This window comes from Polynucleobacter sp. HIN6 (assembly GCF_030297575.1).
Taxonomy (GTDB): domain Bacteria; phylum Pseudomonadota; class Gammaproteobacteria; order Burkholderiales; family Burkholderiaceae; genus Polynucleobacter.
In genome coordinates, this window is sequence record NZ_AP028137.1 from 999,393 (window position 1) to 1,024,032 (window position 24,640).

At 49.6% G+C, this 24,640-nt stretch carries 19 protein-coding genes; 5 read left to right on the forward strand and 14 right to left on the reverse strand.

The window, feature by feature from the left end; all coding sequences use genetic code 11:
• Nucleotides 1–6: 6 nt before the first annotated feature.
• Together QUE66_RS05195 and QUE66_RS05200 are read right to left on the reverse strand one after the other, a co-directional pair.
• A complete protein-coding gene (locus tag QUE66_RS05195; protein ID WP_286223027.1) occupies nucleotides 7–891 on the reverse strand; it encodes a DMT family transporter in 885 nt (294 codons plus the stop codon).
• Nucleotides 888–1,811: a histone deacetylase family protein gene (locus tag QUE66_RS05200; RefSeq protein WP_286223028.1), complete on the reverse strand. Its 924-nt coding sequence runs from the start codon at nucleotides 1,809–1,811 to the stop codon at nucleotides 888–890. The genes QUE66_RS05195 and QUE66_RS05200 overlap by 4 nt, the downstream gene beginning before the upstream one ends.
• Nucleotides 1,812–1,968: 157 nt before the next feature.
• Between QUE66_RS05200 and QUE66_RS05205 the strand changes: the two genes are divergently transcribed.
• Nucleotides 1,969–2,529, forward strand: coding sequence for a phasin family protein (locus QUE66_RS05205; RefSeq protein ID WP_286223029.1), 561 nt, complete (start codon nucleotides 1,969–1,971; stop codon nucleotides 2,527–2,529).
• Between the two features lie 81 nt (nucleotides 2,530–2,610).
• Here QUE66_RS05205 and lpdA read toward each other — a convergent pair whose 3' ends face one another.
• From lpdA to aceE, 3 genes are read right to left on the reverse strand one after another with little or no spacing between them, the layout of a single operon-like run.
• Complete coding sequence (gene lpdA, locus QUE66_RS05210; protein ID WP_286223030.1) at nucleotides 2,611–4,392, reverse strand: dihydrolipoyl dehydrogenase; 1,782 nt, start codon at nucleotides 4,390–4,392, stop codon at nucleotides 2,611–2,613.
• Between the two features lie 9 nt (nucleotides 4,393–4,401).
• On the reverse strand, nucleotides 4,402–5,703 hold the full coding sequence (gene aceF / locus QUE66_RS05215; RefSeq protein WP_286223031.1) for a dihydrolipoyllysine-residue acetyltransferase: 1,302 nt from the start codon (nucleotides 5,701–5,703) through the stop codon (nucleotides 4,402–4,404).
• 7 nt (nucleotides 5,704–5,710) lie between these two features.
• Nucleotides 5,711–8,407: a pyruvate dehydrogenase (acetyl-transferring), homodimeric type gene (aceE, locus tag QUE66_RS05220; RefSeq protein ID WP_286223032.1), complete on the reverse strand. Its 2,697-nt coding sequence runs from the start codon at nucleotides 8,405–8,407 to the stop codon at nucleotides 5,711–5,713.
• Between the two features lie 184 nt (nucleotides 8,408–8,591).
• Here aceE and QUE66_RS05225 point away from each other — a divergent pair, with 184 nt between their 5' ends.
• From QUE66_RS05225 to QUE66_RS05240, 4 genes are all read left to right on the forward strand, one after another.
• Nucleotides 8,592–11,168, forward strand: coding sequence for a PAS domain-containing sensor histidine kinase (locus QUE66_RS05225; protein ID WP_286223033.1), 2,577 nt, complete (start codon nucleotides 8,592–8,594; stop codon nucleotides 11,166–11,168).
• Nucleotides 11,131–11,763, forward strand: coding sequence for a response regulator transcription factor (locus tag QUE66_RS05230; RefSeq protein ID WP_215368546.1), 633 nt, complete (start codon nucleotides 11,131–11,133; stop codon nucleotides 11,761–11,763). The genes QUE66_RS05225 and QUE66_RS05230 overlap by 38 nt, the downstream gene beginning before the upstream one ends.
• Nucleotides 11,764–11,780: 17 nt before the next feature.
• Nucleotides 11,781–12,650 carry a bifunctional methylenetetrahydrofolate dehydrogenase/methenyltetrahydrofolate cyclohydrolase FolD gene (gene folD / locus QUE66_RS05235; protein ID WP_286223034.1) on the forward strand — a complete coding sequence of 290 codons (870 nt, stop codon included), beginning with the start codon at nucleotides 11,781–11,783 and terminating at the stop codon, nucleotides 12,648–12,650.
• 266 nt (nucleotides 12,651–12,916) lie between these two features.
• Nucleotides 12,917–15,043 carry a M3 family metallopeptidase gene (locus tag QUE66_RS05240; RefSeq protein ID WP_286223035.1) on the forward strand — a complete coding sequence of 709 codons (2,127 nt, stop codon included), beginning with the start codon at nucleotides 12,917–12,919 and terminating at the stop codon, nucleotides 15,041–15,043.
• 1 nt (nucleotide 15,044) lies between these two features.
• On the opposite strand, the gene xth is transcribed toward QUE66_RS05240, so the two are convergent.
• From xth to QUE66_RS05285, 9 genes are all read right to left on the reverse strand, one after another.
• A complete protein-coding gene (gene xth, locus QUE66_RS05245) occupies nucleotides 15,045–15,896 on the reverse strand; it encodes an exodeoxyribonuclease III (protein WP_286223036.1) in 852 nt (283 codons plus the stop codon).
• A gap of 30 nt (nucleotides 15,897–15,926) precedes the next feature.
• Nucleotides 15,927–17,390, reverse strand: coding sequence for a nitrogen regulation protein NR(I) (gene ntrC, locus QUE66_RS05250; RefSeq protein WP_286223037.1), 1,464 nt, complete (start codon nucleotides 17,388–17,390; stop codon nucleotides 15,927–15,929).
• A complete protein-coding gene (glnL, locus tag QUE66_RS05255; RefSeq protein ID WP_286223038.1) occupies nucleotides 17,387–18,523 on the reverse strand; it encodes a nitrogen regulation protein NR(II) in 1,137 nt (378 codons plus the stop codon). Before glnL ends, ntrC begins: the two co-directional genes overlap by 4 nt.
• Before the next feature lie 23 nt (nucleotides 18,524–18,546).
• A complete protein-coding gene (gene glnA, locus QUE66_RS05260; RefSeq protein ID WP_108508496.1) occupies nucleotides 18,547–19,962 on the reverse strand; it encodes a type I glutamate--ammonia ligase in 1,416 nt (471 codons plus the stop codon).
• A gap of 187 nt (nucleotides 19,963–20,149) precedes the next feature.
• Nucleotides 20,150–20,965 carry a competence/damage-inducible protein A gene (locus tag QUE66_RS05265; protein ID WP_286223039.1) on the reverse strand — a complete coding sequence of 272 codons (816 nt, stop codon included), beginning with the start codon at nucleotides 20,963–20,965 and terminating at the stop codon, nucleotides 20,150–20,152.
• Nucleotides 20,958–21,827, reverse strand: a complete 870-nt coding sequence (locus QUE66_RS05270) for an EI24 domain-containing protein (RefSeq protein WP_286223040.1) — start codon at nucleotides 21,825–21,827, stop codon at nucleotides 20,958–20,960. Before QUE66_RS05270 ends, QUE66_RS05265 begins: the two co-directional genes overlap by 8 nt.
• An 18-nt stretch (nucleotides 21,828–21,845) precedes the next feature.
• Nucleotides 21,846–22,838: a sterol desaturase family protein gene (locus tag QUE66_RS05275; RefSeq protein WP_458574888.1), complete on the reverse strand. Its 993-nt coding sequence runs from the start codon at nucleotides 22,836–22,838 to the stop codon at nucleotides 21,846–21,848.
• Between the two features lie 19 nt (nucleotides 22,839–22,857).
• Nucleotides 22,858–23,607, reverse strand: coding sequence for a polysaccharide deacetylase family protein (locus QUE66_RS05280; protein WP_286223042.1), 750 nt, complete (start codon nucleotides 23,605–23,607; stop codon nucleotides 22,858–22,860).
• A gap of 10 nt (nucleotides 23,608–23,617) precedes the next feature.
• On the reverse strand, nucleotides 23,618–24,604 hold the full coding sequence (locus QUE66_RS05285; RefSeq protein ID WP_286223043.1) for a YVTN family beta-propeller repeat protein: 987 nt from the start codon (nucleotides 24,602–24,604) through the stop codon (nucleotides 23,618–23,620).
• Between the last annotated feature and the right edge of the window lie 36 nt (nucleotides 24,605–24,640).

Below are 24,640 nucleotides of genomic sequence, written 5' to 3' on the forward strand. Positions count from 1 at the left end.
ACTGGATTAGCGCTTGGCTGGTATTTTTCCTTGGTAGTTGACCAAGATCACCGCGGTCATCGTTAGCAATAGCCCCGCTAGCATCATGAGAGTCAGGGGTTCGTCAAATAGTATCCAGGCCATCAACGCTGTGGTGGGTGGTGTTAGATATAAAAGACTCGTAACCTTGGTGGCAGCACCCTTACGAATCAAAATAAACAATAAACTAATTGCACCAATCGAGGTGGGCAAAATGCCCCAGAGCAAGGCCCCAATCACTGGCGTATTCCAGATAATCTCACGGGTCTCAAAGAGCAAGGCAACAATCAAGCATAAGAGAGCTGAGATCGAAAACTGAATCATCGATCCAGCCCGAAGATCAAAATCTGGACAGTATTTTTTCTGGTAGAGCGTACCAAAGGTAATGGCAAATAAAGCAGCAATCGCAAAACCATAGGCACTCATGGGAATATCCAAAAAGCTGGTTTTATCAGCCACCACCAAAGCCACACCACCAATGCCCAAAACCAAACCAAGCCATTGGCGATAGTTAACCCGCTCGGCAACCCATGACGCACTCCACGCCGTTAAGATGGGTTGCAATCCCACAATCAATGCGATCAGTCCAGCGGTCATCCCCAAACGCACCGCACTCCATACCCCCATGACATAGCCAAATTGCAATAGCACTCCAGCGACTGCAATATGGATGGTCTGGCTGCGGTTGGGCCAGATGGGTTTCCAGAACAAAATGATGAGACCCATCACGAGCAATACGCCAGTAAAGCGTAAGAATAAAAATGTGGCGGGCTCCATGTATGGCATACCAAAGCGCGCAATGATGAAGCCCGTACTCCAGATAAATACAAATAATGGCGCGGCAAATGCCTCGATTGGAGTGGCTGACTTCATGAAGAGGGTCGAGATTTGGAGGTTCTCATTTTATGCTGATGCGCACTTGCAATTTGGATCGTTTGATAATGAATCTGCACGGTATCCTCAATTGGATTAGCGTACCCTCCTGCCATCGCAATGGCGATAGGGATACCCCGCTCTCCCACAAATGCCATGACCTGTTGATCACGTAGCGCTAGCCCCTCTTTTGTGAGTCTTAGGCGTCCCAAGCGATCACCCTCAAAAGGATCGGCACCGGCCAAGTAAATCAGAAATTCAATGTCATGTTTTGCAAGAAACTCGAGGGCCTGTTCGAGAGCCTCTAGATAGATGGTGTCGCCACTACCGTCGGCTAAGGCAATATCCAGATCACTGTTCGTTTTTGCGAATGGATAGTTTTTCTCACCGTGGATCGAGACCGTGCAAATCGCAGGATCATGTTGCAAAATCGCTGCCGTGCCATCGCCTTGATGAACATCGAGGTCCAGAATGCCGATTCTTCGAGGACTGATTGGGTACTTCATCAGTACCCGCGCCGCAATCGCGGCATCATTGAAAACGCAAAAGCCCGAGCCCTTGTTACGGTAGGCGTGATGGGTACCACCCGCTAGATTGACTGCGACACCCTCCTCGATAGCAGATTGACATGCGGCAATCGTGGCACCCACCGAGCGGCGGGAACGCTCCACCATTTTCTCTGACCAAGGAAATCCGATTTCTTTCTGCTCTGCCTCACTCAGGGTTCCACTAATCACCCGTTGCAGGTAGGAAGCGTCATGGGCTAAGAGCAGTTCTGTATCACTTGCCCTGGGTGCCTCAAGTAATTGAGCGTCTGGAAGATCAACAACCAAATCTCGCAGCATCCTGTACTTCGCCATCGGAAACCGATGCCCCGCGGGCAAGGGTAATACAAAGTGATCGCTGTAGTAGGCTTTCAAGGAATCTAAGGTTTATTGTATAAGTTACTGATTATATTGAATTATTAATATTAACCTTACGGCTAATATTTTTTGTTGCAACGCAACAAATCTTCTCCTATAATCAAAGGTAAGATGACTATAACCAGTCTCCCCCATTTAATTAAAGGAGTCCATCATGAACCTAACCCCAGAACAAATTGCGGCCGCCCAAAAGGCTAATCTGGAGACCCTTGCCGGTCTTACCAATCAAGCCCTCAAAAGCGTTGAGAAACTCGTTGAACTCAATATGCAAATCGCCAAGAATAGTTTGAGCGAGAGCATGAGCAATGCCAAGAAAGCACTAGAAGTACGCGATGTTCAACAACTCATTACCCAGCAAGCTGAAATGATTCAGCCAATGGCTGAGCGCATGATGAACTACGGTCGTGATCTCTATGAGATTGCACAAGATAGCTCCCATGCGTTTACCAAAACGGCAGAAGCAGAGTTCGCTGCTAACCAGAAAAAATTGCAATCCATGGTTGATGAGTGGACCAAAAACGCTCCGGCCGGGTCAGATGCTGCCGTGCAAATGATGAAGCAAGCAATCGCGGCAGCAAACAACAGCTATGAGACCAGCCAAAAGGCTATCAAGCACGCGATGGAAGTGGCGCAAGCCAATATGCAAAATGCAGCTGATACCGTGACCAAAGCAGCCAGCAAAGCAGCAAAGGCTGCCAAGAAATCGTCTGAGTAATTAACTGAATGTAGATAGTCAAAACCCCGCTACGGCGGGGTTTTTTCTTGGGACTCAAGATTAGTAAATCTTTTTTGTACGCTACTTCTTCTTGACGGGTGGCAAATCGGTACACGATCCATGATGTGCTTCTGCTGCCAATCCCAGGGACTCCCCTAGGGTTGGATGCGGATGAATAGTCTTACCAATATCGACCGAATCGGCTCCCATCTCAATCGCTAGGCAAACCTCACCAATGAGGTCACCCGCATTGGTTCCCACAATGCCTCCACCAATAATGCGATGGGTGTTGGCATCGAAGAGCAATTTAGTAAAGCCTTCGTCACGACCATTGGCAATTGCTCGTCCACTGGCCGCCCATGGGAATAAACCTTTCTCATAGGCAATGCCTTGTGCCTTGCATTGCTCTTCAGTTAGCCCTGCCCAAGCAACCTCGGGATCGGTATAGGCTACCGACGGAATTTGCTTCGCATCAAAGTAGGATTTCTGACCAGCTGCTGCTTCAGCTGCTACATGGCCTTCATGAACGGCCTTGTGCGCCAACATGGGTTGCCCAACGATGTCGCCAATCGCAAAGATATTGGCTACATTTGTTCGCATTTGTGAATCTACGGGAATAAATCCGCGCTCATCAACCTGCACACCAGCAGCGCCTGCATCAATCTTCTTACCATTGGGGGTACGCCCTACTGCTACCAACACGAGGTCGTAGCGTTGTGGACTGCCTGGTGACTTCTCACCCTCAAAATAAACTTCGATGCCATCCGGCTTGGCTTCTGCACGAACCGCACGGGTTTTGAGCATGATGTGATCAAAGCGATGCGCATTCATCTTTTCCCAAACGCGCTCGAGATCACGATCAGCCCCAGCCATCAAACCATCCATCATCTCCACAATATCGATGCGAGAGCCGAGTGCGCTATAGACGGTGGCCATCTCTAAACCAATAATGCCACCACCAATGACCAGCATCCGCTTTGGAATACTCTTTAATAGCAATGCGCCCGTACTATCCACCACCCGGGGGTCTTTAGGCATAAAGGGCAAGGCAATGGGTTGACTACCAGCGGCAATAATGGCTTTCTGAAAACGGATCACCTCTTTCTGACCCGATAGAGCTTGCCCACTACCTGTGCATAGATCCACTTCAACGTGATGAGCATCCAGAAAACGTCCCAGACCTCTGACGACATTGACCTTGCGCATCTTCGCCATACCCGCTAGACCACCAGTTAATTTAGCAATCACGCCCTCTTTATGTTGGCGTAATTGATCGAGATTAATTTTGGGGGGAGCAAATTCAATGCCATGCTTAGCCATGTGCTTCACTTCATCCATCACCGCTGCGGTATGCAAGAGTGCTTTGGATGGAATGCAGCCCACATTGAGGCAAACGCCACCGAGGGTTGGGTAGCGCTCGACCAAAATGACATTCGCACCAAGATCTGCACTCCGAAAGGCGGCACTATAGCCACCGGGGCCGGCACCTAAGACAAGTACTTCGCATTCATGCTGTACCTTACCCTGATACGCACCAGCGGGAACTGGAATGGCTGCGGGTGGCGCTGGTGGTACTGGTGGTGCAGATGATTTTGTAGTCGCTGGAGTAACTGATGATGCTGTACCCGATACTTCAAGCTGCCCAATCACCGAACCTTTACTTACCTTGTCACCCACTTTCACCGCAAGACTAGTGACGACACCTGCCTGATCCGCGGGGACCTCCATCGTGGCCTTGTCGGACTCCAGAACAATCAGTGGCTGCTCTTTCTCAATTGCATCACCAACTTTCACCAAAACCTCAATGACCGGTACATCAGAGTAATCGCCAATATCAGGCACTACGATCGCATGTTGACTCATCACCTTCTCCTACAAAACAGCGCGACGGAAGTCGGCGAGTAACTGCGAAATGTAAACATTAAAGCGCGTCGCTAACGCACCATCAATTACTCGGTGATCCGCTGTGAGTGATAGTGGGCAGATTAATCGCGGCACAAAGGCTTTGCCATCCCAAACGGGTTTCATGGCAGCTTTACTAACGCCCAGAATCGCTACCTCAGGAGCATTAATGATGGGCGCAAAGTACGTACCGCCGATGCCACCCAAGGATGAAATCGTGAAACTGGCTCCTTGCATTTGCTCGGGCTTTAACTTGCCCTCACGTGCAAGCGCTGCGAGTTCTGCAGTCTCTCTGGCAATCTCGAAGATCCCTTTTTGATCCGCATTGCGAATCACTGGCACAACCAGACCATTGGGGGTATCGGCTGCGAAGGCAATATGGAAATACTTTTTGAGAACGAGATCATCGCCGTCAAGTGAAGCATTGAACTCGGGGTACTTCTTCAATGCGGCAACCGAAGCCTTAATCAAGAATGCGAGCATCGTAATTTTGCTACCCTGCTTCTCATTCTCTTTATTGGTCTGTACTCTAAACGCTTCAAGGTCGGTAATATCGGCATCCTCATGATAAGTAACCGCCGGAATCATCACCCAGTTACGTGCCAAATTAGCAGCTGAGAGTTTCTTGATTCGGGAGAGCGGTTGACGCTCAGTCTCACCAAATTTACTGAAGTCAACCTTAGGCCATGGCAAGAGATTGAGGCCTCCTAAACTACCGCCTGTGCTTTGACTTGCAGGCGCACTCGCACCAGTCATTACAGATTTAACGAAAGCCTGCACATCCTCTTGTGAAATCCGCCCTTTGGGGCCTGTGCCTTTAACCTGCGCAATCGTTACGCCCAACTCACGGGCAAACTTACGAACCGATGGGCTGGCATGGCTTGCGCCATCAATTGAGCTTACTGGCTCAGCTCGTACCGGAGTTGCAGCAGGGATCGCTGCTGGCGAGGGTGTTGGTGTGGGTGCTGGGGCAACCGGTGCAACTTGGGCTGGCGGAGCTGCAGAGGCAGCGGGCGCAGATGCACTCGCATCACTTGCTTCCAATAAGAGCACGACACCACCTTCCGAGATGTTGTCGCCCACTTTGACCTTCACCTCTTTCACCACTCCTGCGTGGGAGGATGGCACATCCATGGTTGCCTTATCGGACTCGAGGGTGATGAGGGATTGCTCTTTCTCAACGCGATCACCTGCTTTGATATGCACCTCAATGACCGGCACATCCTGATAGTCTCCAATATCGGGGACCTTGATTTCAAGTAATTGACTCATGATGGCCTTACATCTTCATGGGGTTGGGTTTATTGGGATCAATTTGGTACTTCGTAATCGCTTGTGCAACCTTACTGCGATCAATCTTCCCATCATCGGCCAAGGACTTCAGTGCAGCGACCGTAATCCAGTGACGATCCACCTCAAAGAAGTGACGCAGTTGCTCGCGTGTATCGGAGCGACCAAAGCCATCGGTTCCCAACACCTCATAACGACGACCCAGGTTCTGAATCGCTGGACGTATTTGCTCTGCAAACATGCGCATGTAGTCGGTGGCAGCAATGACTGGACCCTGATGATCTTTCAGTAAGCGCTCGACATGCGATAACTTCGGTGTGGCAGTTGGGTTGAGTAGATTGCTGCGGTTGGTTTGATTCCAATCCCGCCCAAGTTCGTTCATACTGGGGCAACCCCATAGATCCGAAGCAATTCCCCAATCCTGGTTTAACAGTTCTGCAGCAGCAATCACTTCGCGGAAGATCGTGCCACTGCCAAGCAGTTGAACGCGCAATGAATTTTTTGCATCGCCGATCGATTGCAACTTGTACATTCCCTTAATAATGTCTTGCTCAGCACCCTGAGGCATCGCTGGGTGAGCATAGTTCTCATTCATTAAGGTGATGTAGTAATAGACATCTTCTTGCTCGGTCAGCATGCGACGCATACCATCCTGAATCACAACTGCTAACTCAAACGCAAAGGTGGGGTCATAGCTCACGCAGTTTGGAACGGCTGCCGCCCAGATCTGACTATGGCCATCCTCGTGTTGCAAGCCTTCACCGTTCAGAGTCGTGCGACCGGCAGTACCACCAAGAAGGAAACCGCGACTGCGCATATCTCCAGCAGCCCATGCTAAATCACCAATACGTTGGAAGCCGAACATCGAATAGAAGATGTAGAACGGTAACATCGGCACGCCGTGGGTGGAATATGATGTCGCGGCTGCAATCCAGTCACACATGCCACCGGCCTCGTTAATACCCTCTTGCAGAATTTGTCCGGCCTTATCTTCTTTGTAGAACATCAACTGATCGTGATCTTCTGGGGTGTAAAGCTGTCCTAACTGATTCCAGATACCAAGTTGGCGGAACATACCTTCCATACCAAAGGTACGTGACTCGTCAGGCACGATCGGTACAACTCGGCGACCAATGGTCTTGTCGCGCACCACCGTATTGAGTAAACGCACAAAGGCCATGGTGGTTGAGATCTCACGGCCTTCAGTCGTTGCTTCTAAAAGAGGTGCGAAGGCATCCAAAGCAGGCACTGGTAAGCTCTCAGCTTTTGTGCGGCGCTGTGGCAGATAACCACCTAACTCCATGCGACGTGAGCGCATATATTCCAGTTCGGGGCTGCCCTCTGGGAACTTCACAAAGGGCATATCAGCCAATTGTTCATCGCTTACCGGAATCTCAAAGCGATCCCTAAAGCGCACCACATCGTCATGACTCATCTTCTTCGCTTGGTGAGCAATATTCATGCCCTCACCCGAGCCACCCATGCCATAACCTTTAATGGTTTTTGCCAAAATTACTGTTGGTTGACCACGATGGTTCACAGCCGAATGAAACGCGGCGTAGACTTTATGGGGATCATGGCCACCGCGATTGAGGTTCCAAATATCCTCATCACTCCAGTCAGCCACTAAGGCTTTTAGTTCTGGGGTATTAAATACCTTCTCACGGACATAGGCACCATTTTTGGCTTTCATGGTTTGGTACTCACCATCCACAATCTCACCCAAGCGCTGCATCAAGATGCCATTCTTATCGCGGGCAAAAAGTGCGTCCCAATGACCGCCCCAAACCACTTTGATGACATTCCAACCAGCGCCTCGGAACTCGCTCTCAAGCTCCTGAATAATCTTGCCGTTGCCTCGAACCGGTCCATCAAGGCGCTGCAGGTTGCAGTTCACCACAAAAATGAGGTTGTCGAGTTTCTCACGGCCCGCCATACCAATAGCGCCGAGCGACTCGGGTTCATCGGTTTCACCATCGCCCAAGAAGGCCCACACTTTGCGACCTTCGGTCTTCGCAAAACCGCGATCCTCGAGGTAACGCATAAAGCGTGCTTGATAAATAGCCATGATGGGACCAAGGCCCATCGATACCGTGGGGAACTGCCAGAAATCAGGCATTAGCCAAGGATGGGGGTAGCTTGAAATGCCTTTGCCATCCACCTCTTGGCGGAAATTATTAAGCTGCTCATCGCTTAGGCGTCCCAACATATAGGCACGAGCGTATACACCGGGCGCCGAGTGTCCTTGGACGAAGATTAAATCGCCGCCATGTTGTTCGGACGGCGCATGCCAGAAGTGGTTGTATCCAACGTCATATAAGGTAGCAGCCGATTGGAAGGAAGAAATATGCCCGCCAACGTTTGTGTTCTTGTTGGCGCGCAATACCATCGCCATGGCATTCCACCGAGTAAAGGATCGAATCCGATGTTCAATATTTTGATCCCCTGGAATCCGCGCTTGGATCTCTACTGGAATCGTATTGATATAGGGTGTTTCTGCATGAAAGGGTTGATCAACTCCATTCACACGCGCATGCGCGATTTGCTGATCAATCAGATACGCAGCACGATCGGTGCCCTCATGCTTGATCACGCCATCGAGTGCTTCTAACCACTCTTTGGTTTCAACTGGATCAACATCCATTGGATTCATTTGACCTGCCACTTGCTCGGGTACAGCTGCCATGGTTTGCCTCCGTTTTAATCTGTGACGAGGGATTGTGTCCCTCTATGGCTAATATTCTAAGAATAGGTGACGATTGTGACAATTAATTTTCCACATTCCGGTAATATTTATCACTATATGGAATAATATTGCAGTGCAAAGCCCTTTATATTAGGAACTTCCACTAATTAGAAAGACCCTTGGATTGGCTACTGGGAACTCCTTGCAGGTAAAGCTCTACGAAGCGTTTAAACGAATGCCTTCGATCCGGCGCTTTATTGGTTCGCGCTTGGTTTACACGCCACTAATGGCGATTGTGATCTTTTTGGTGGTGATGGCCATCATTCTTGGAACACTGCAAGTTCAAGAGCGACAACAACAAGAGGGTTCCCTCTTTCGTGAACTAAGTTTGGTGAAGCAGCGGATTCAGCTGCGCTTTATCAATAACAGCGAAGCCTTGCAATCCTTTAGTCGTGATCTCGCCCAAACCCAAAATGATCGCGCCGGACGTGACAAGGTCTTAGCTCAAATCGAGTCCTTTGTCTTAGGCAACCCCGAGATATTGCAGCTCATCTGGTTAAACGATAACGAGTGGCGGCAATGGATGGTCCCTCCCCCTGCTCGTAATCATGAATGGTTTGATATCGTGCCCCAAGCAACCGATATTGATCGAGAACTAAAGAAAGCTCTGTTCTTAAGTCGTGAGACTAATCGACCCGCCTATAGTCAGGTAATTAGTATTACCGTTCCGAAAGACGATCCAATCATGAGTGAGCGTCAATCGGTTTTTTGGGAGGTTATTTCAATCTTCAAAGATGGGGAAGCGACAGGTGCATTAGCTGTGATGTACTCGAGCCAAGGGATCTTGCAATACATTATTCCACCCGAGCTAAAGAGCCAGCACCGCTACTCCTTAATTGGTAAAGATAATCGAGTGCTCGCCATCTCATCCGATCGCGATACACCCACGCGCTCACTCAGTAATGAAACGAGTCTGGACTTTGGTGCGCTGGGCCCCAACATTATGTTACGCGTGGATACCTATCCACCTCCAACTGACCTCACCTTTCGGATGCTGCTGGGTGTTGTGATTGGCTTATCCGCTTTTGTGGTCTGGAGCTTGTGGTCAGTTCTAAAACAGATGCAAGTGCGTCAACTCACTGAAGCAAACTTACGAACTGAGAGTAGCTTCCGTAGGGTGCTAGAAGACTCCATGCCAGTCGGAATTCGGGCGCATGATATGGAAAAACGCATTACCTATGTCAATCGATCGTTTTCTGAAATGACGGGCTGGGCCCAAGAGGAGTTGCTTGGATTAAAACCGCCTTTTCCATTCTGGCCAGCCGAGCTTCACGAAGAATTAATGCAAAAGATGGCTGGGGCGCTTGAGGGTAATGCGAAGAATGGGATCGAGGGCACGATTCAGCGTAAGAATGGAACCCGGATTGCAACACGTACCTTTATCGCCCCATTAATCAATGATAAGGGCCAGCAAACCGGTTGGGTGACATCGGTGATTGATATCTCAGAACCCAAAAAGATCCGAGAAGAATTATCGGCTACTCAAGAACGCTTTGTCACAGTGCTTGAGGGCTTAGATGCGGCCGTATCGGTGGTCTCGATTGAAACTGGCGAACTGCTATTTGCTAATCGCTATTACCGTGAGCGCTTTGGTGATACCGCCAAGGGGCATATTGATCTAACCGGCCATGAGATGGATCCATCTTCCATCTTCCATTTTGAAGGTGATAACGTCGATGCCTTAGCAGGCTTGCCTGCCTCTGCCTTAAAACAATCCAATGAAATTGAATCTGAGGAGATTCAGTTACGAGGCGATACGACGCATTGGTACGAGGTACGGCGCCGTTATATTTCCTGGGTGGATGGTCACCTGGCACAGTTACTGATTGCTACGGATATCACGCTGCGCAAGAATACCGAGGAGCTCGCCAGACAACAGGAAGAGCGGATGCAATTTACTAGCCGTCTTACCACCATGGGTGAGATGGCATCCTCACTTGCACACGAGCTCAACCAACCTCTCTCTGCGATCTCGAACTATTGCATGGGAATTGCTAAGCGGCTATCGAGCACCCAAAATCCGCTCTCCAACGAACTAGTCCCCGCATTAGAAAAAGCCAGCGACCAAGCACATCGGGCAGGGACGATCATTTCGCGCATTCGTAGCTTTGTAAAACGGAGTGAGCCGCAAAGTAAGTTATGCAGCATTGGTGACATCATCGCTGACTCTGTTGGTCTGGTGGAGATTGAAGCAAATCGCCACCGCCTCAAGATTATTTCCGAGATAGCCCCTGATATTCCTCAGGTTGAGCTTGACCCTGTTCTGATTCAGCAGGTCTTGGTCAACCTCCTGAAAAACTCCTTAGATAGCCTGCGCGAGGTTTACCCCCTCTCCTCACGCTGGTCAGCCCCACCAGTGAAGATCAGTGCTGACCTTGAAACCAGTACCTTCCCCAGCATGCTGCGGATTCGGGTGACCGATGCTGGGGCCGGCATCGCCGAGTCGGTTCTCAACCGAATGTTTGAACCCTTTTTTAGCACCAAATCCGATGGAATGGGCATGGGCCTAAATATCTGCCGCTCCATCATCGAGTCCCACCATGGTAGGCTGTGGGCCAAAAATCACATGGATACCGAGCACACACGCTTAGTCGGCTGCACCTTTACAATTCTGTTACCGTTGGAATCTAATCAAATAACAAAGGCGTCAATAGGAAATAGCAATGAACATGAGCAATCCACCGAAAACAACCCAGGCTGAAGTCGTTTATGTGGTTGACGACGATGAGGCAGTGCGCGACTCTCTGACCTGGTTACTTGAAAGCAATGGCTACACCGTCCGTTGCCATGCCAGTGCCGAGCGCTTCTTGCAGTCACTCCAAAACACTGATAAGTCGACAATCTCGTGCTTAATCTTGGATGTGCGCATGCCTGGTATGTCTGGTCTTGAGCTCCAAGAGCGTCTCATCAGCGAGAACTTACCGATGCCCATTTCGTTCATCACTGGTCACGGGGATGTTTCGATGGCGGTATCCACCATGAAACGTGGCGCGGTCGACTTTATTGAGAAGCCCTTTAAAGAGAATGAATTATGCGCGCTGGTTGAGCGGATGCTCACCAAGGCACGCGTGGATTTTGCACAGGCAGATCAACGTAAGAACACACAGAGCCTCTTGAGCAAACTCACCGGTCGTGAGCGCCAGGTTTTGGAGCGCATTGTGGCAGGTCGTCTGAACAAACAAATTGCCGATGATCTGAGCATCTCTATTAAGACCGTTGAAGCACATCGTGCCAACATCATGGAGAAGCTCAACGTCAACACTGTTGCTGACCTGCTGCGTCTGGCACTCTCTTAATCATTTGAGTAAGCGCGATGCCAGCCCAACTGATTGACGGTAATCTTCTCTCGAAAAAACTTCGGGCTGAGATTGCAACCCGCTCGGCCATTCTGACCGCCAAAGGTGTGCGTCCCGGATTGGCTGTGATTGTGGTCGGAGATGATCCTGCGAGCCAAGTGTATGTTCGCAATAAAGTGAAAGCCTGTGAGGATGTGGGATTTCATTCGGTCTTGGAGCGCTACCCTGCGGAGCTTGATGAAGCCCAACTGCTAGCGCGCATTGCGACTCTTAATGCAGATCCAAGTATTCATGGGATCTTGGTGCAATTACCCTTGCCTAAGCATATCGCTGCTGATCGCGTCTTGGAGGCGATTGCTTCCGAGAAGGATGTTGATGGATTTCATGTAGCTAATGCTGGCGCCCTCATGGTCGGCGCCCCACTCTTTAAGCCCTGCACACCTTATGGCTGCATGAAGATGCTCGAGAGCATTGAGTACCCACTGCGTGGTGCGCGTGCGGTTGTGATTGGGGCATCCAATATTGTGGGCAAGCCCATGGCAATGCTTTTACTTCAAGCGGGCGCCACGGTCACAATTTGCAACAGTAAAACCAAAGATCTCAGTGCGCACACCAAAGAGGCCGATATCCTCGTGGTTGCAACTGGCAAACCCAAGATGATTACCGGCAATATGATCAAGCCAGGGTCGGTTGTCATTGACGTGGGTATTAATCGCCTACCAGATGGCAAGCTCTGTGGAGATGTGGATTTTGATACGGCCAAGTATGTGGCAGGTTGGATTACCCCCGTACCAGGCGGCGTTGGTCCCATGACCATCACCATGCTCCTCATGAATACCTTAGAGGCGGTTGAGCGTAGTATGAAGCCAGTGAGTAAGCTTAGCTAGTTTTTACTTCCCCTAAGCTTTGATTCATTTGTTTTGGTTTTCTAGTTGAAATAGATTGATATTCGGCTATTTGCTGAGCGTTAATCACTCCGGCCTTTTTTAGGTAGAAAAAGTTTTATTCATGTCTTGAATAATTCGACTTTGCTTTTTTAAGTTCTCCACCACGAAATCCTATTCATAAATTCCATATTTTATGACTCTTAATAAAGATGCAGTCATCTAATGTTGATAAAACCTTTTGAAGAAAATTCCATTAAGCTATCCCTATGAATGCTCCAATCAATACCCCCTCCCTCGATTCCCAAAATCCCCTTTTATCCTTTGGTCGCGGCATTGCGCAGTACGATGCCGTGCGTCCTGAGCAAATTGCTCCAGCCATTGAGCACTTGCTAGGTATTTGCGAGAGTGCGGTTACTCGGGCGGTCGATCCAAAAACACCAGCAACGTGGCTTGATTTAGTCGAACCACTTGAGGATGCCACCGAGCAATTGGGTCGTTCATGGGGAGTGGTATCGCACCTCAATGCAGTCGCTGATACTCCAGAACTTCGTGCAGCTTATGGTGCGATGTTACCCAAAGTTACCGCCTTCTTTGCCAGTCTTGGGCAAAACTTAGCCCTCTACCAGCGCTATAAAGAGTTAAGGAATAGCTCTTCATTTGAAGCTCTAAGTGTTGATCAAAAGAAAGTGATTGAGAACTCCTTGCGTGACTTTCGTTTGGGAGGTGCGGAGCTACCCGCTACTGATAAGCCCCGCTTTGCCCAGATCCAGGATGAGCAGGCGGTTTTGGCTAAAGCTTTTTCAGATCACGTGCTCGATGCCACCGACGCCTTTGTGCATGTGGTGACCTCGATTGACGATCTGGCTGGATTGCCTGAGGATGTGATTGCGGCAGCGGCTGATACTGCCAAACAAAAGGGCTTGGAAGGTTGGGCATTTACTCTGCACTTTCCATCCTATTATCCTGTGCAACAGTATGCTGAGAATCGCTCACTGCGGCGTCTCATGTATGAGGCATACGTCACACGCGCCTCCGAGCTAGCTGCGCAATATGGTCGTGGTCAACAGGAATGGGATAACACCCAAAACATGATTGATCAATTACGTCTGCGGGATGAAGAAGCAAGAATGCTTGGGTTTGCAAACTATGCGGCACTCAGCTTAGCTCCCAAGATGGCACGAGATGTGGCTGAGGTCGATACCTTTTTAAGTGACTTTGCCCAACGCGCCAAGCCATTTGCACAAAAGGATTGGTTAGAGCTGCAAGAGTTTGGAATGAAGTCCCTAGGCCTTCAAGAAATTGAGCCATGGGATATGGCATTTGTATCCGAGAGGCTCAAGCAAGCTCGTTATGCGTTCTCTGAGAATGAACTCAAACAGTACTTCCCTCTTCCAAAGGTTTTAGAGGGATTGTTTAAGGTAATCCAGACCCTATTCTCAGTGAGTATCCGCCCTGCATCGCTGCCCACATGGCATCCTAGCGTTCAATCGTTTGAGATCCTAAATGGTCAGCAGCAACCCATTGCTTACTTTTACCTAGATCCCTATGCGCGTCCAGGCAAACGCGGTGGTGCATGGATGGATGATGCGCGTGGCCGTCGTGTTTTTAGTAATGGCGAGGTGCAGGCACCAGTTGCGTATCTGGTTTGTAATTTTGCTGCACCCGTTGAGGTTGATGGTCAATTGCGCCAACCAACAATTACTCACGATGATGTCATTACCCTCTTTCATGAAAGCGGTCATGGTCTTCACCACCTTCTCACGCAAGTGGGCGCATTGGGTGTCTCTGGTATTAATGGAGTTGAATGGGATGCAGTTGAGTTACCCAGCCAGTTTATGGAGAACTTCTGCTGGGAGTGGGAAGTGTTACAAGGCATGACCGCTCATATTGATACGGGCGAGCCTTTACCCCGATCCTTATTTGACAAAATGCTGGCTGCCAAGAACTTCCAAAATGGCTTAACCACCATGCGTCAGCTGGTGTTCTCCTTAACCGATTGGCGTTTGCATTCGCGCTTTGATGCAAATACCGCACAAGGTCAGGCGGTCTTAGACCTGGCCCGATCGATCAATAATGAATATCATGTAATCCCCCAAGCATCGATCTCGCGCTGGCCCAATACCTTTAGTCATATCTTTGCGGGCGGTTATGCCGCAGGCTATTACAGCTATAAATGGGCTGAGGTTTTATCGGCAGATGTGTATGCTGCATTTGAGGAAGCGGCCAAGATTAAGGGCACGGTCTTGGATCCAGAGACTGGTATTCGGTATCGCCAAGAGATTTTGGAGGTAGGCGGTAGTCGCCCGGCTGCTGAGTCATTTGCGGCGTTTCGGGGGCGTCCCCCACAAATTGATGCGCTATTGCGTCATGGTGGCTTGGTGACTGCACATTAACTTATTTAGCAATCTCCACAATCACCGGAGCGTGATCCGAAGGCTGCTCCCAGCCCCTGGGGGTTTTATCAATCGTACTGGCCATGCATTTTTCTTGAAGAGCGTTGCTAAGTAGTATGTGATCAATACGCAATCCCGCGTTACGACGAAATGCCATCATGCGATAGTCCCACCAGCTATAGGATTTTGGGGCTTGCTCAAACAGTCGGAACGAGTCGCACAATCCTAACTGAATGAGTCTCTGAAATTGCTCCCGCTCTTGCGGAGAAACTAGGTTTTGCCCTTCCCAAGCTTTGGGGTCATGCACATCCTGGTCCTCCGGCGCAATGTTGAAGTCGCCCAGCAGAGCTAAGCGGGGATAGGTTGCTAGTTCATCACGCAGCCAGATTTGCAAGGCTTGTAACCAAGCCAATTTGTACTGAAATTTATCGCTCGCCGGGTCTTGCCCATTGGGCATATAGGCACTGATGATGCGGATGGGTTGTGCTTCTTTAAATGAAATCGTGGCGGCAACAATCCTTTGCTGCTCATCAGCGAAGTTTGGGATGTTCTTGGTGACCTTTAGAAAGGTAGTTTGGGGATCAGAACTGATTGCACTGAGCGCGGCCTTGCGCACCACAATCGCGACACCGTTATAGGTTTTTTGGCCATTGGTGAGACTCAAGTAGCCGGCCTGTTCTAACTCTTGATGAGGATACTTATCATCAGTGAGTTTGAGTTCTTGGAGGCACAGGGCATCGATTGGACGTTGCGCTTTTTCCTGGCCCTCTAACCACTGAATCACATGCGGCAAACGAACCTTGATGGAATTCACGTTCCAAGCGGCTAAACGAATACTTGAATGGGTAGACATCACTGGATTGTAAAGGCCAGCGATGTTGACTTAGGCTTCGATCTGCAACTCTTGCAGTTTGCGAGTGATCGTATTGCGTCCAATCCCCAAGCGGGTTGCTGCCTCTACCTTACGGCCGCGCGTGACCTCAAGCGCCGCACTTAAGACCGAGCGCTCAAACCTAGCTAAGAGAGAATCAAATACCTCGTCTTGGTTTTCTTGCAGCATCTTGACCGCCAAGCGATGTAAGTTACTCTCCCAATCCCCGCCCCTCTGACCAATGCTCGACTCTAGGCTTGGTATGGAAGTAGCTACTGATGAACTTGCGCTTGCAGCAGGTGGATTGGCCGATTGCAGCAAATCCTCGGGGAGATCATGAACCCCAACAATGGTGGAGGGTGACATCACGGTCATCCAGTGGCAAAGGTTCTCGAGTTGGCGGACGTTTCCGGGAAAAGACATTTGGCTAATCGCTTTAATGGCCTCGTCTGATAGGCGCTTTGCCTCAACCCCTAAAGACTTCGCACTGGAGATCATGAAGTGACGTGCGAGTGCAGGAATATCCTCCGAGCGCTCGCGTAAAGCGGGCAAACGGATCCGAATCACATTTAAGCGATGCAATAGATCTTCCCGGAATAGTCCTTGCGCCACTCTTGCCTCTAGGTTCTGATGGGTCGCAGCAATAATGCGCACGTTCGCCCGAATCGGATCATGCCCACCCACGCGGTAGTAATGACCATCGGATAACACCCTTAAGAGCCGAGTTTGCAAATCAAATGGCATATCACCGATCTCATCTAAGAAGAGTGTGCCGCCCTCAGCCTGCTCAAAACGTCCACGCCGCAGTGCTTGCGCACCGGTAAATGCGCCGCGCTCATGGCCAAATAACTCGGACTCAAGAAGGTCTTTGGGAATAGCTGCGGTGTTCAAGGCGATAAATGGTCCCTTGGCCCGTGGGCTGTGTTTATGCAGTGCGTGCGCCACCAACTCTTTACCCGTTCCAGACTCACCTGTAATCAGCACCGTGACTTGCGATTGGGATAAACGTCCGATGGCTCGAAAGACCTCTTGCATAGCTGGCGCTTGACCAATGATCTCTGGGGCCTCTTGAAGCCATGCATTGGATTCTTTATTGGGTCCTGGTGAGCGCTTGCCTTCACTAACCGCACGATGAATCAACTCCACAGCCTTATCGATATCAAATGGTTTGGTGAGATACTCAAACGCCCCACTCTGAAACGATGAAACCGCTGACTCGAGGTCTGAATAGGCGGTCATAATGATGACTGGCAAATGCGGGTGGCTCGCCTTCACATGCTGTAACAAATCAATGCCATTGCCACGAGGCATACGGATATCGGAGATCAATACCTCTGGGGATTCTTTTTCAAGGGCATTGAGCACGTCATTGGGATTGCTGAAGCTACGATGCGGTATCTTCTCGCGACTTAGTGCCTTCTCGAGGACCCAGCGAATGGATTGATCGTCATCCACGATCCAGATTGGTTTGTTCATACCGCTATCTCCTGCTTCCGATAAGGAATCTGTATATGAAAATCTGTATAACCTGGACGACTCTCGCAGGCAATAAAACCCTGATGCTGCTGTACAAAAGTTTGTGCAAGAGTTAGACCTAGGCCACTACCGCCCTCGCGTCCCGAGACTAAGGGAAAAAAGATCCGCTCCCGAATCTCATCGGGGATACCAGGACCGTTATCAATCACATGCAGATCCAAGGCTAATTTATGACGTTGCTTCGCAATCGTGACCGAGCGTGCGACGCGGGTTCGTAATTCAATCTGGGCGGTCCCACGGCGAATTTCATCAGCCAAGGCTTGCGCAGCGTTGTGCACAATATTGAGGACCGCTTGAATCAGCTGCTCCTGATCGCCTAATATATCGGGCAAGCTGGTGTCGTAGTTCCGAATAATCTTCAAGCCTTGGGGGAACTCAGCTAATACCAGGCTACGAATGCGCTCCAAAACCTCATGAATATTAAGCGGCTCCATCGCATGGGCTTTGCGATGCGGCGCTAGTAAACGATCCACGAGGGTTTGTAGGCGATCTGACTCTTTAATAATGACCTGGGTGTACTCGCGCAGGCCCTTCTCGGGTAACTCAAACTCTAAAAGTTGAGCAGCCCCTCGAATGCCACCGAGGGGATTTTTGATCTCGTGCGCAAGGTTACGCATGAGTTGTTTATTGGCTTCAACTTGATGCGAGACGCGCTCGTCACGCTCACTACGTAATTGTTGATCGATCGGGAACCACTCCATCATCATGAGCGTTGGATCTTCTAACATTGCAATCACCACATGCACTGCAAGTGGCTCACGATAGATTTTTCCAGGAACCGAGTACAACACTAACTCTTGGCGCTGAGCCGCAGCGCGGCCTGCAAAGACCTCATCAATCATGTGATTTAAGGATTGGTTATCGCCAAAGAGGTCATACAGGGTTAAGCCTTGTAAGCTCTTGCGGGATAAATCCAAGGATGCTTCGGCAGCAGCGTTGGCATAGGCTAAATCTTTTGTGGCGCCCACAAACACCAATACCGAGTTTGGCATTTGGTCGAGCATGCTGGAAACAAAAGGGGCAGCGACTGGCGAACCAGTAACCGCCCCTTTACTTAATGGATTACGCAACATAGCGCGCGCAACCAATCAAATAATTACAGCGAGTAATACATATCAAACTCGATCGGATGCGTGGTCATTCTGAAGCGGGTGACCTCTTCCATCTTCAGATCAATGTAAGCATCGAGCATCGAATTTGTGAACACGCCACCACGAGTCAAGAACTCGCGATCCTTATCCAAGCACTCCAGAGCTTGATCCAAGCTATGGCACACGGTTGGGATCTTGGCATCTTCTTCAGGTGGCAAATCATAGAGGTTCTTATCAGCTGCTTCACCTGGATGAATCTTGTTCTGTACACCGTCCAGGCCTGCCATCAACAAGGCAGAGAATGCCAAGTATGGATTTGCTAATGGATCAGGGAAACGGGTCTCAATCCGGCGACCTTTTGGATTAGCAACGTATGGAATACGAATCGATGCCGAGCGGTTACGTGCTGAGTATGCCAACTTCACAGGGGCCTCAAAGCCTGGAACTAAACGCTTATAGGAGTTTGTACCTGGGTTGGTAATCGCATTGAGTGCACGAGCGTGCTTGATGATGCCGCCAATGTAATAAAGCGCGAACTCAGACAATCCCGAGTAGCCATTACCTGCAAAAAGGTTCTCACCGTTTTTCCAGACCGACTGATGCACGTGCATGCCTGAGCCGTTATCACCAACCACTGGCTTTGGCATAAAGGTTGCGGTCTTGCCATAGGCGTGCGCTACGTTCTGGACGACATACTTTTGCCAAATGGTCCAATCGGCGCGTTGTACGAGCGTGCTGAACTTGGTACCCAATTCATTTTGGCCTTGACCCGCAACTTCATGGTGATGCACTTCCACGGGAATGCCCAAGGACTCAAGAATCAAGCACATCTCGGAGCGCATGTCTTGGAAAGTATCAACAGGTGCAACGGGGAAATAACCACCCTTCTTACCAGGACGATGACCCGTGTTACCACCTTCAATATCAGCACCCGATGACCATGGTGCCTCTTCAGAATTGATCTTTACGAAGCAACCTTGCATGTCGACATTCCATTGCACGCCATCAAATACAAAGAACTCTGGCTCTGGACCAAAGTAAGCCGTATCTCCTAAACCGGAGCTCTTCAAATACGCTTCAGCGCGCTTAGCAATCGAACGTGGGTCGCGATCATAGCCCTTACCATCGGATGGCTCGATCACATCACAGGTGAGAACCAAGGTTGGCTCTTCATAGAAGGGATCGACATACGCTGCGGTTGGGTCTGGCATGAGCAACATGTCCGACGCCTCAATACCCTTCCATCCAGCAATCGATGAACCATCGAACGCATGACCACTCTCAAATTTATCTTCATTGAATGCGGAGATAGGAACCGATACATGCTGCTCTTTTCCCTTGGTATCCACAAAGCGGAAGTCCACAAAAGTACATTCCTTTTCTTTGACTAATTTCATTACGTCTGCGACAGTTTTGGTCATGCAACTCTCCTCAATGAATAGATAATGCGTTTTTCAACAACATGGTTTTAACCATGCCAATTCCGATTTAATACATAGGATGAACTGTACTCGTGCAGGATTGCACGATTTTGACATTTTGCACTACTTTGGTGAATAAATTTCGATTTAAGCCAATATTGCACTATTTGGGTGCAATAAAGTGGATTTATTGGTGAATAAAGACCTCAAAACCAAGGTCAGTTGTGCCTGATTTGAGCTTTTCAAGGGCCATTGGCACGATATCTGCATCACCCTTCACCCCCAACTCAATATGGCGCTTGGCAAACACGCCACCCCGAATCGGATCACCCACCGAAGGCAAGCTAAACACTTTAATCCCTTGAAATTCAGACTCAATGGATTCCATGAGTGGGGTTAAGGTCGATTCGATACCACTAGGAACAATGAAACTTTGCTCTAACCAGTTCGTTTGATGAAAATGATCACGGTAATGTTCATCCAAACACCAGGCCATCATCGGCGCAGCCATTACTGGAAATCCTGGAAAGAAATGGTGCTCACGGATCCGAAATCCCGGAATCTGGTTGTACGGATTAGGAATAATCTCGCTGCCCACTGGAAACTCACCCATCTTAAAGCGATGCTGGTTCTCAGGGCGATTGAGATCAGCTTTGATGGGATCGCCCTCGGCGCTGGCAATAATGCGCGCGGTAATCAGCTCTTTGGCCTGCGGATGCAAAGCAAGTTCAACCCCTAAAGCGCGAGCAGCGGCTAGACGCGTATGGTCATCCGGTGTTGCGCCAATACCACCAGTACTAAAGACCACATCGCCACTTGCAAAGGTTTCTTTAAGGGTTTGGGTAATGTGATTGGGGTCGTCCGCCACATAACGAGCCCATGACAAATGCATACCCCGCTCACTGAGTAACTCAATCATCTTGCTCAGATGCTTATCACTGCGACGCCCCGACAGAATCTCATCTCCAATGACGATTAAGCCAAAACGACGCTCCTTAGCCATCAATTACTCCTGGATTCGATGGATTAGCGATCAAGGTTGCCGAGGTATCAATCGTGTTCAATTGCTCCTTCTGACGTAATTGCTTGAGCGCATGCAATAAGAAATGGCTAAACCAAAGAGCGGAGAAGATAAAGATGAGTGAGTAGATCCACAGTGCCACAAAGGATACAAATGGAAAGAGGACTAAAGCCAATACCGAGGTGGCCCAAAAGAATGTAGGAACTGCGCCAATCATCCCAGCCACTACTCCCATTCCCAAGAGAGTCCAGCGATGCTCCTCCAGTAATTGATTGCGCTCTTCTGATGTTGCGTGATCTAGTAAAACATCATAGGCCATCAAACGCATCGTTAACCAGCCCCACAAGAGCGGTGGCAAAATCGCAAACAATGGGGGGATCCACCATACCGGTAGGGTCAGCATCACCAAAGCCAAGCAAATCAGTGCGGACCACAGGGTATAAAAGAAGCTGCCAACCAAGCTACCGCCCTTGATTCGCATGATTCCTTCGTAGGCTTTTTGTTTCGCGACCGAATCCACTACAGCAGGAACGGTCGAGAAGGCAATAAAAACCAAGAGACTAATTGCAATCAGCGGGATCAATAGGATCACTAAAAATAGAGGTGCAATCCAAGCGCGTGCCTCATCAAAGCCAACGTACTCAAGTCCCGATTGAATCCAGCTGGTAAAGATCGATGCGGTTAAGAAGGTACGCAACATCTCCAGCGCAGGCGACCAGATCAACCAAATCACGACCCCCCAGAAGATCGACACAATTAGAAATGGCCGAAAGCTCAACCACAGCATTTTTGGGTGCATGGTCCCAACCAATGCGAGGCCCAGTGAACGAATTAACTCAGACAATCGTGCTCCTTCATCTACTTAGCTGATCGATTTGGATTTGGTCTCTGTTGACCGGGGTAGATTCAACAGGTATCGCAAGGAGTGTGTGAAGCCCTGCCATTGCTGTACCAAAAGATTATTTGATACTTCAAGATTACGAACACCCGTTGGAAAAACGCGCTTCTCAAACACCGCAGTACCAAACAACATATCCCACCACGGAAATAACACCCCAAAATTACAACCTCCCAATACGCCAGGCTTACCCGGCGCATCATGGCCATAACCGACCGCGTGGTGATAGCGATGAAACATGGGTGATACCAATAGATACTTTGCGGGGCCAAGATCAATCTTCAGATTGGCATGTTGCCAGCTTTGCACCAACTGTCCGACCACTACCAAAAAGATAAATTGCCCAGGCGGTACACCAAAGATCAGGGCAAAGAAAGCAAAGACCATGGCACGCATCACATCATCGATGATGTGATTGCGATCATCAGACCATGCAGTCATGCGTGTTTGGCTATGGTGTAAGGCGTGTAACTGCCACCACCAATGAAAGCGATGCGAAGCGCGGTGATACCAATAATCAATGAAATCGAGAATGATCAGATAGATCAGAAAACTGATGATGGGGATCGTGGTTACACCGGGGATCCAGCCCTCGACATTAAAACGCTCAAAGCGCCAATCGTGCAAGACACCCGAGAGGTAGAAAAACAGGCTTGAGAACAAGATAAAGAATGCCCCATGGAATAAACCAAGGCGGTGAATCAGGGTATAGAGAATATCCGTCCGCACATACGGTCTTGCATTGTTCTGAGATTCAGCAGGGTTGATACGCTCCCAGGTCCGAAACACAATGGCAATGATCAGAATCTGAATCACACCCAACATAAACCATTCGGTACCGTCAAACAGATCTTCCGCCCATGCCATCGCACCGGCTCGGAACAAAATAGGTTCGACCATCTGCGTATACAACCAGGTATGCAAATCGGCGTAAGCGTCTTGAATCGATTGAATCAGGCTCATGCCCCTATTATCGTCAATTCGGGATTAAGGCGAAGCAGAAGCCGCGTTTCTTCCAGTTCTCAATGAGCGGCTCCAGAACCGCAGGCGCCCATGGATCCTCGCGGGACCAAATCCCCAGATGAGCAATGGCAATATCGCCATTCTTAAGCCCCCGACTGGCCTGCTCCAGTAACTTTGTGTTTGGAAAACGCTTAGAGTCCAACTCATCACCCAGAAAGCCGCTGGGGGACCAACCAATATGGCGATAGCCACACCGCTCACCCATGGCAATTAGTCGAGGTGAGGTCTTACCGCCCGGCGCACGCCAGATCAGATCAATCGGCTTACCTGTAAGCTCCTGAAAACGGGTGCTCACTCTGGAAATTTCTTGGCAAAGTTGCGCTTGATCAAAACGAATCGCTTTGCCAGCATTTTTGCCAAACTGGGGTCTTAACATCACATCACTCTCACCAACATCTTGGACCCAATAGCTGTGATCGTAGGTGTGGCTACCAAAGCGATGACCCTCTTGAAGTCTGGCTTGCCAATAGCCCTTCCATGAATCATCCAATGAATAGCCGCCCTGTTTGGTTTTCTCATTGGCTAAGAAGAAAGTGGCTTTAATGTTCTGTTGCTTGAGTACTTTGGCAATGTACTCGGCAACCGCCATATTGCCAGTATCAAACGTGAGGTAAGCCGTATTTTTACAAGCACTGGATTGTGCAGACACGACTTGGCTCAAGAGAATGCATGCGATGATGAGTGGATACCGAATCATGCGCATGCGAGACACCCTACTCCCACTTAGCGCGGGGATAGAAAAAGACACCGTGTGGAGAGCGCCCCACCGGAATCACATCAATCAGCTTCATGGAGGGCACATCGATCACGCCCACTCGTTTTGAGAAGCGCAGGGTGACCCACAAGGTTTTACCATCCGGGGTTAATTCCATATCGTCCGGTCCTGCGGGAAGTCCTGTGATATCACCGACCTTCTCAAGGGTTTGCATATTCAATAGGCTAATCGAGTTCGCTACACGATTGGTGACAAACACATGCTTCTTGTCACCCATTGGCCGAAAGTTATGCGCTCCGTTGCCTGTCTTGATACGTTTAATCTCTTTTTGGTTGCGCCAATCAATCACCTGCACATAATCTGCCCCAGTAATGCCGACTAATAAGTACTGATCATTGGGCGTCATCCACAAGCCGGCAGGAACCGGTCCGGTGCGCATCCGCCAGACGATCACCTGCTTATCCAAATCAATCGCCACTACCTCAGCCGAATCTTGCAAGGTCACAAATGCCAGTTTGCTATCGGCAGTAAACGCGATGTGACTAGGGGTCTTGGCTGCAGGAATTGATTTAGCCAACTTAAAGTCGGCACCATTGGCAGCGTAGACATCAACACGGTCTAAACGATTGGCAGCGGCCACAAACCATTTATTGTTAGGCGAATAGCCAATCTGATAAGGATCGATAATTTTGGGGATCCGTCCAGTAATCTCACCGGTTAATGGATTCAGCAAGGCAATGTCATCGCCCACCGCATTGGCGACCAAGAGAGTTTTCTCATCCGGGGTCATCATCAAATGATGCGGCTCTTTGCCAACATAAAAGGTTTTGGTCACCTTGCGGGTTTGCATATCGATGAGGCTCACGGTTGCCTCACCAGAGTTCAACACAATTGCGAGTTTGGGTTCAGTGGGGGCGGCAAGTGCGACTGAAATCCATAGCAGCGAGGCTGCTGCAATGGTTGAGATTCGTTGAATAATTTGCATAGCGTGATTGTAAGGCCCTACTTGCCGCATCCAAAG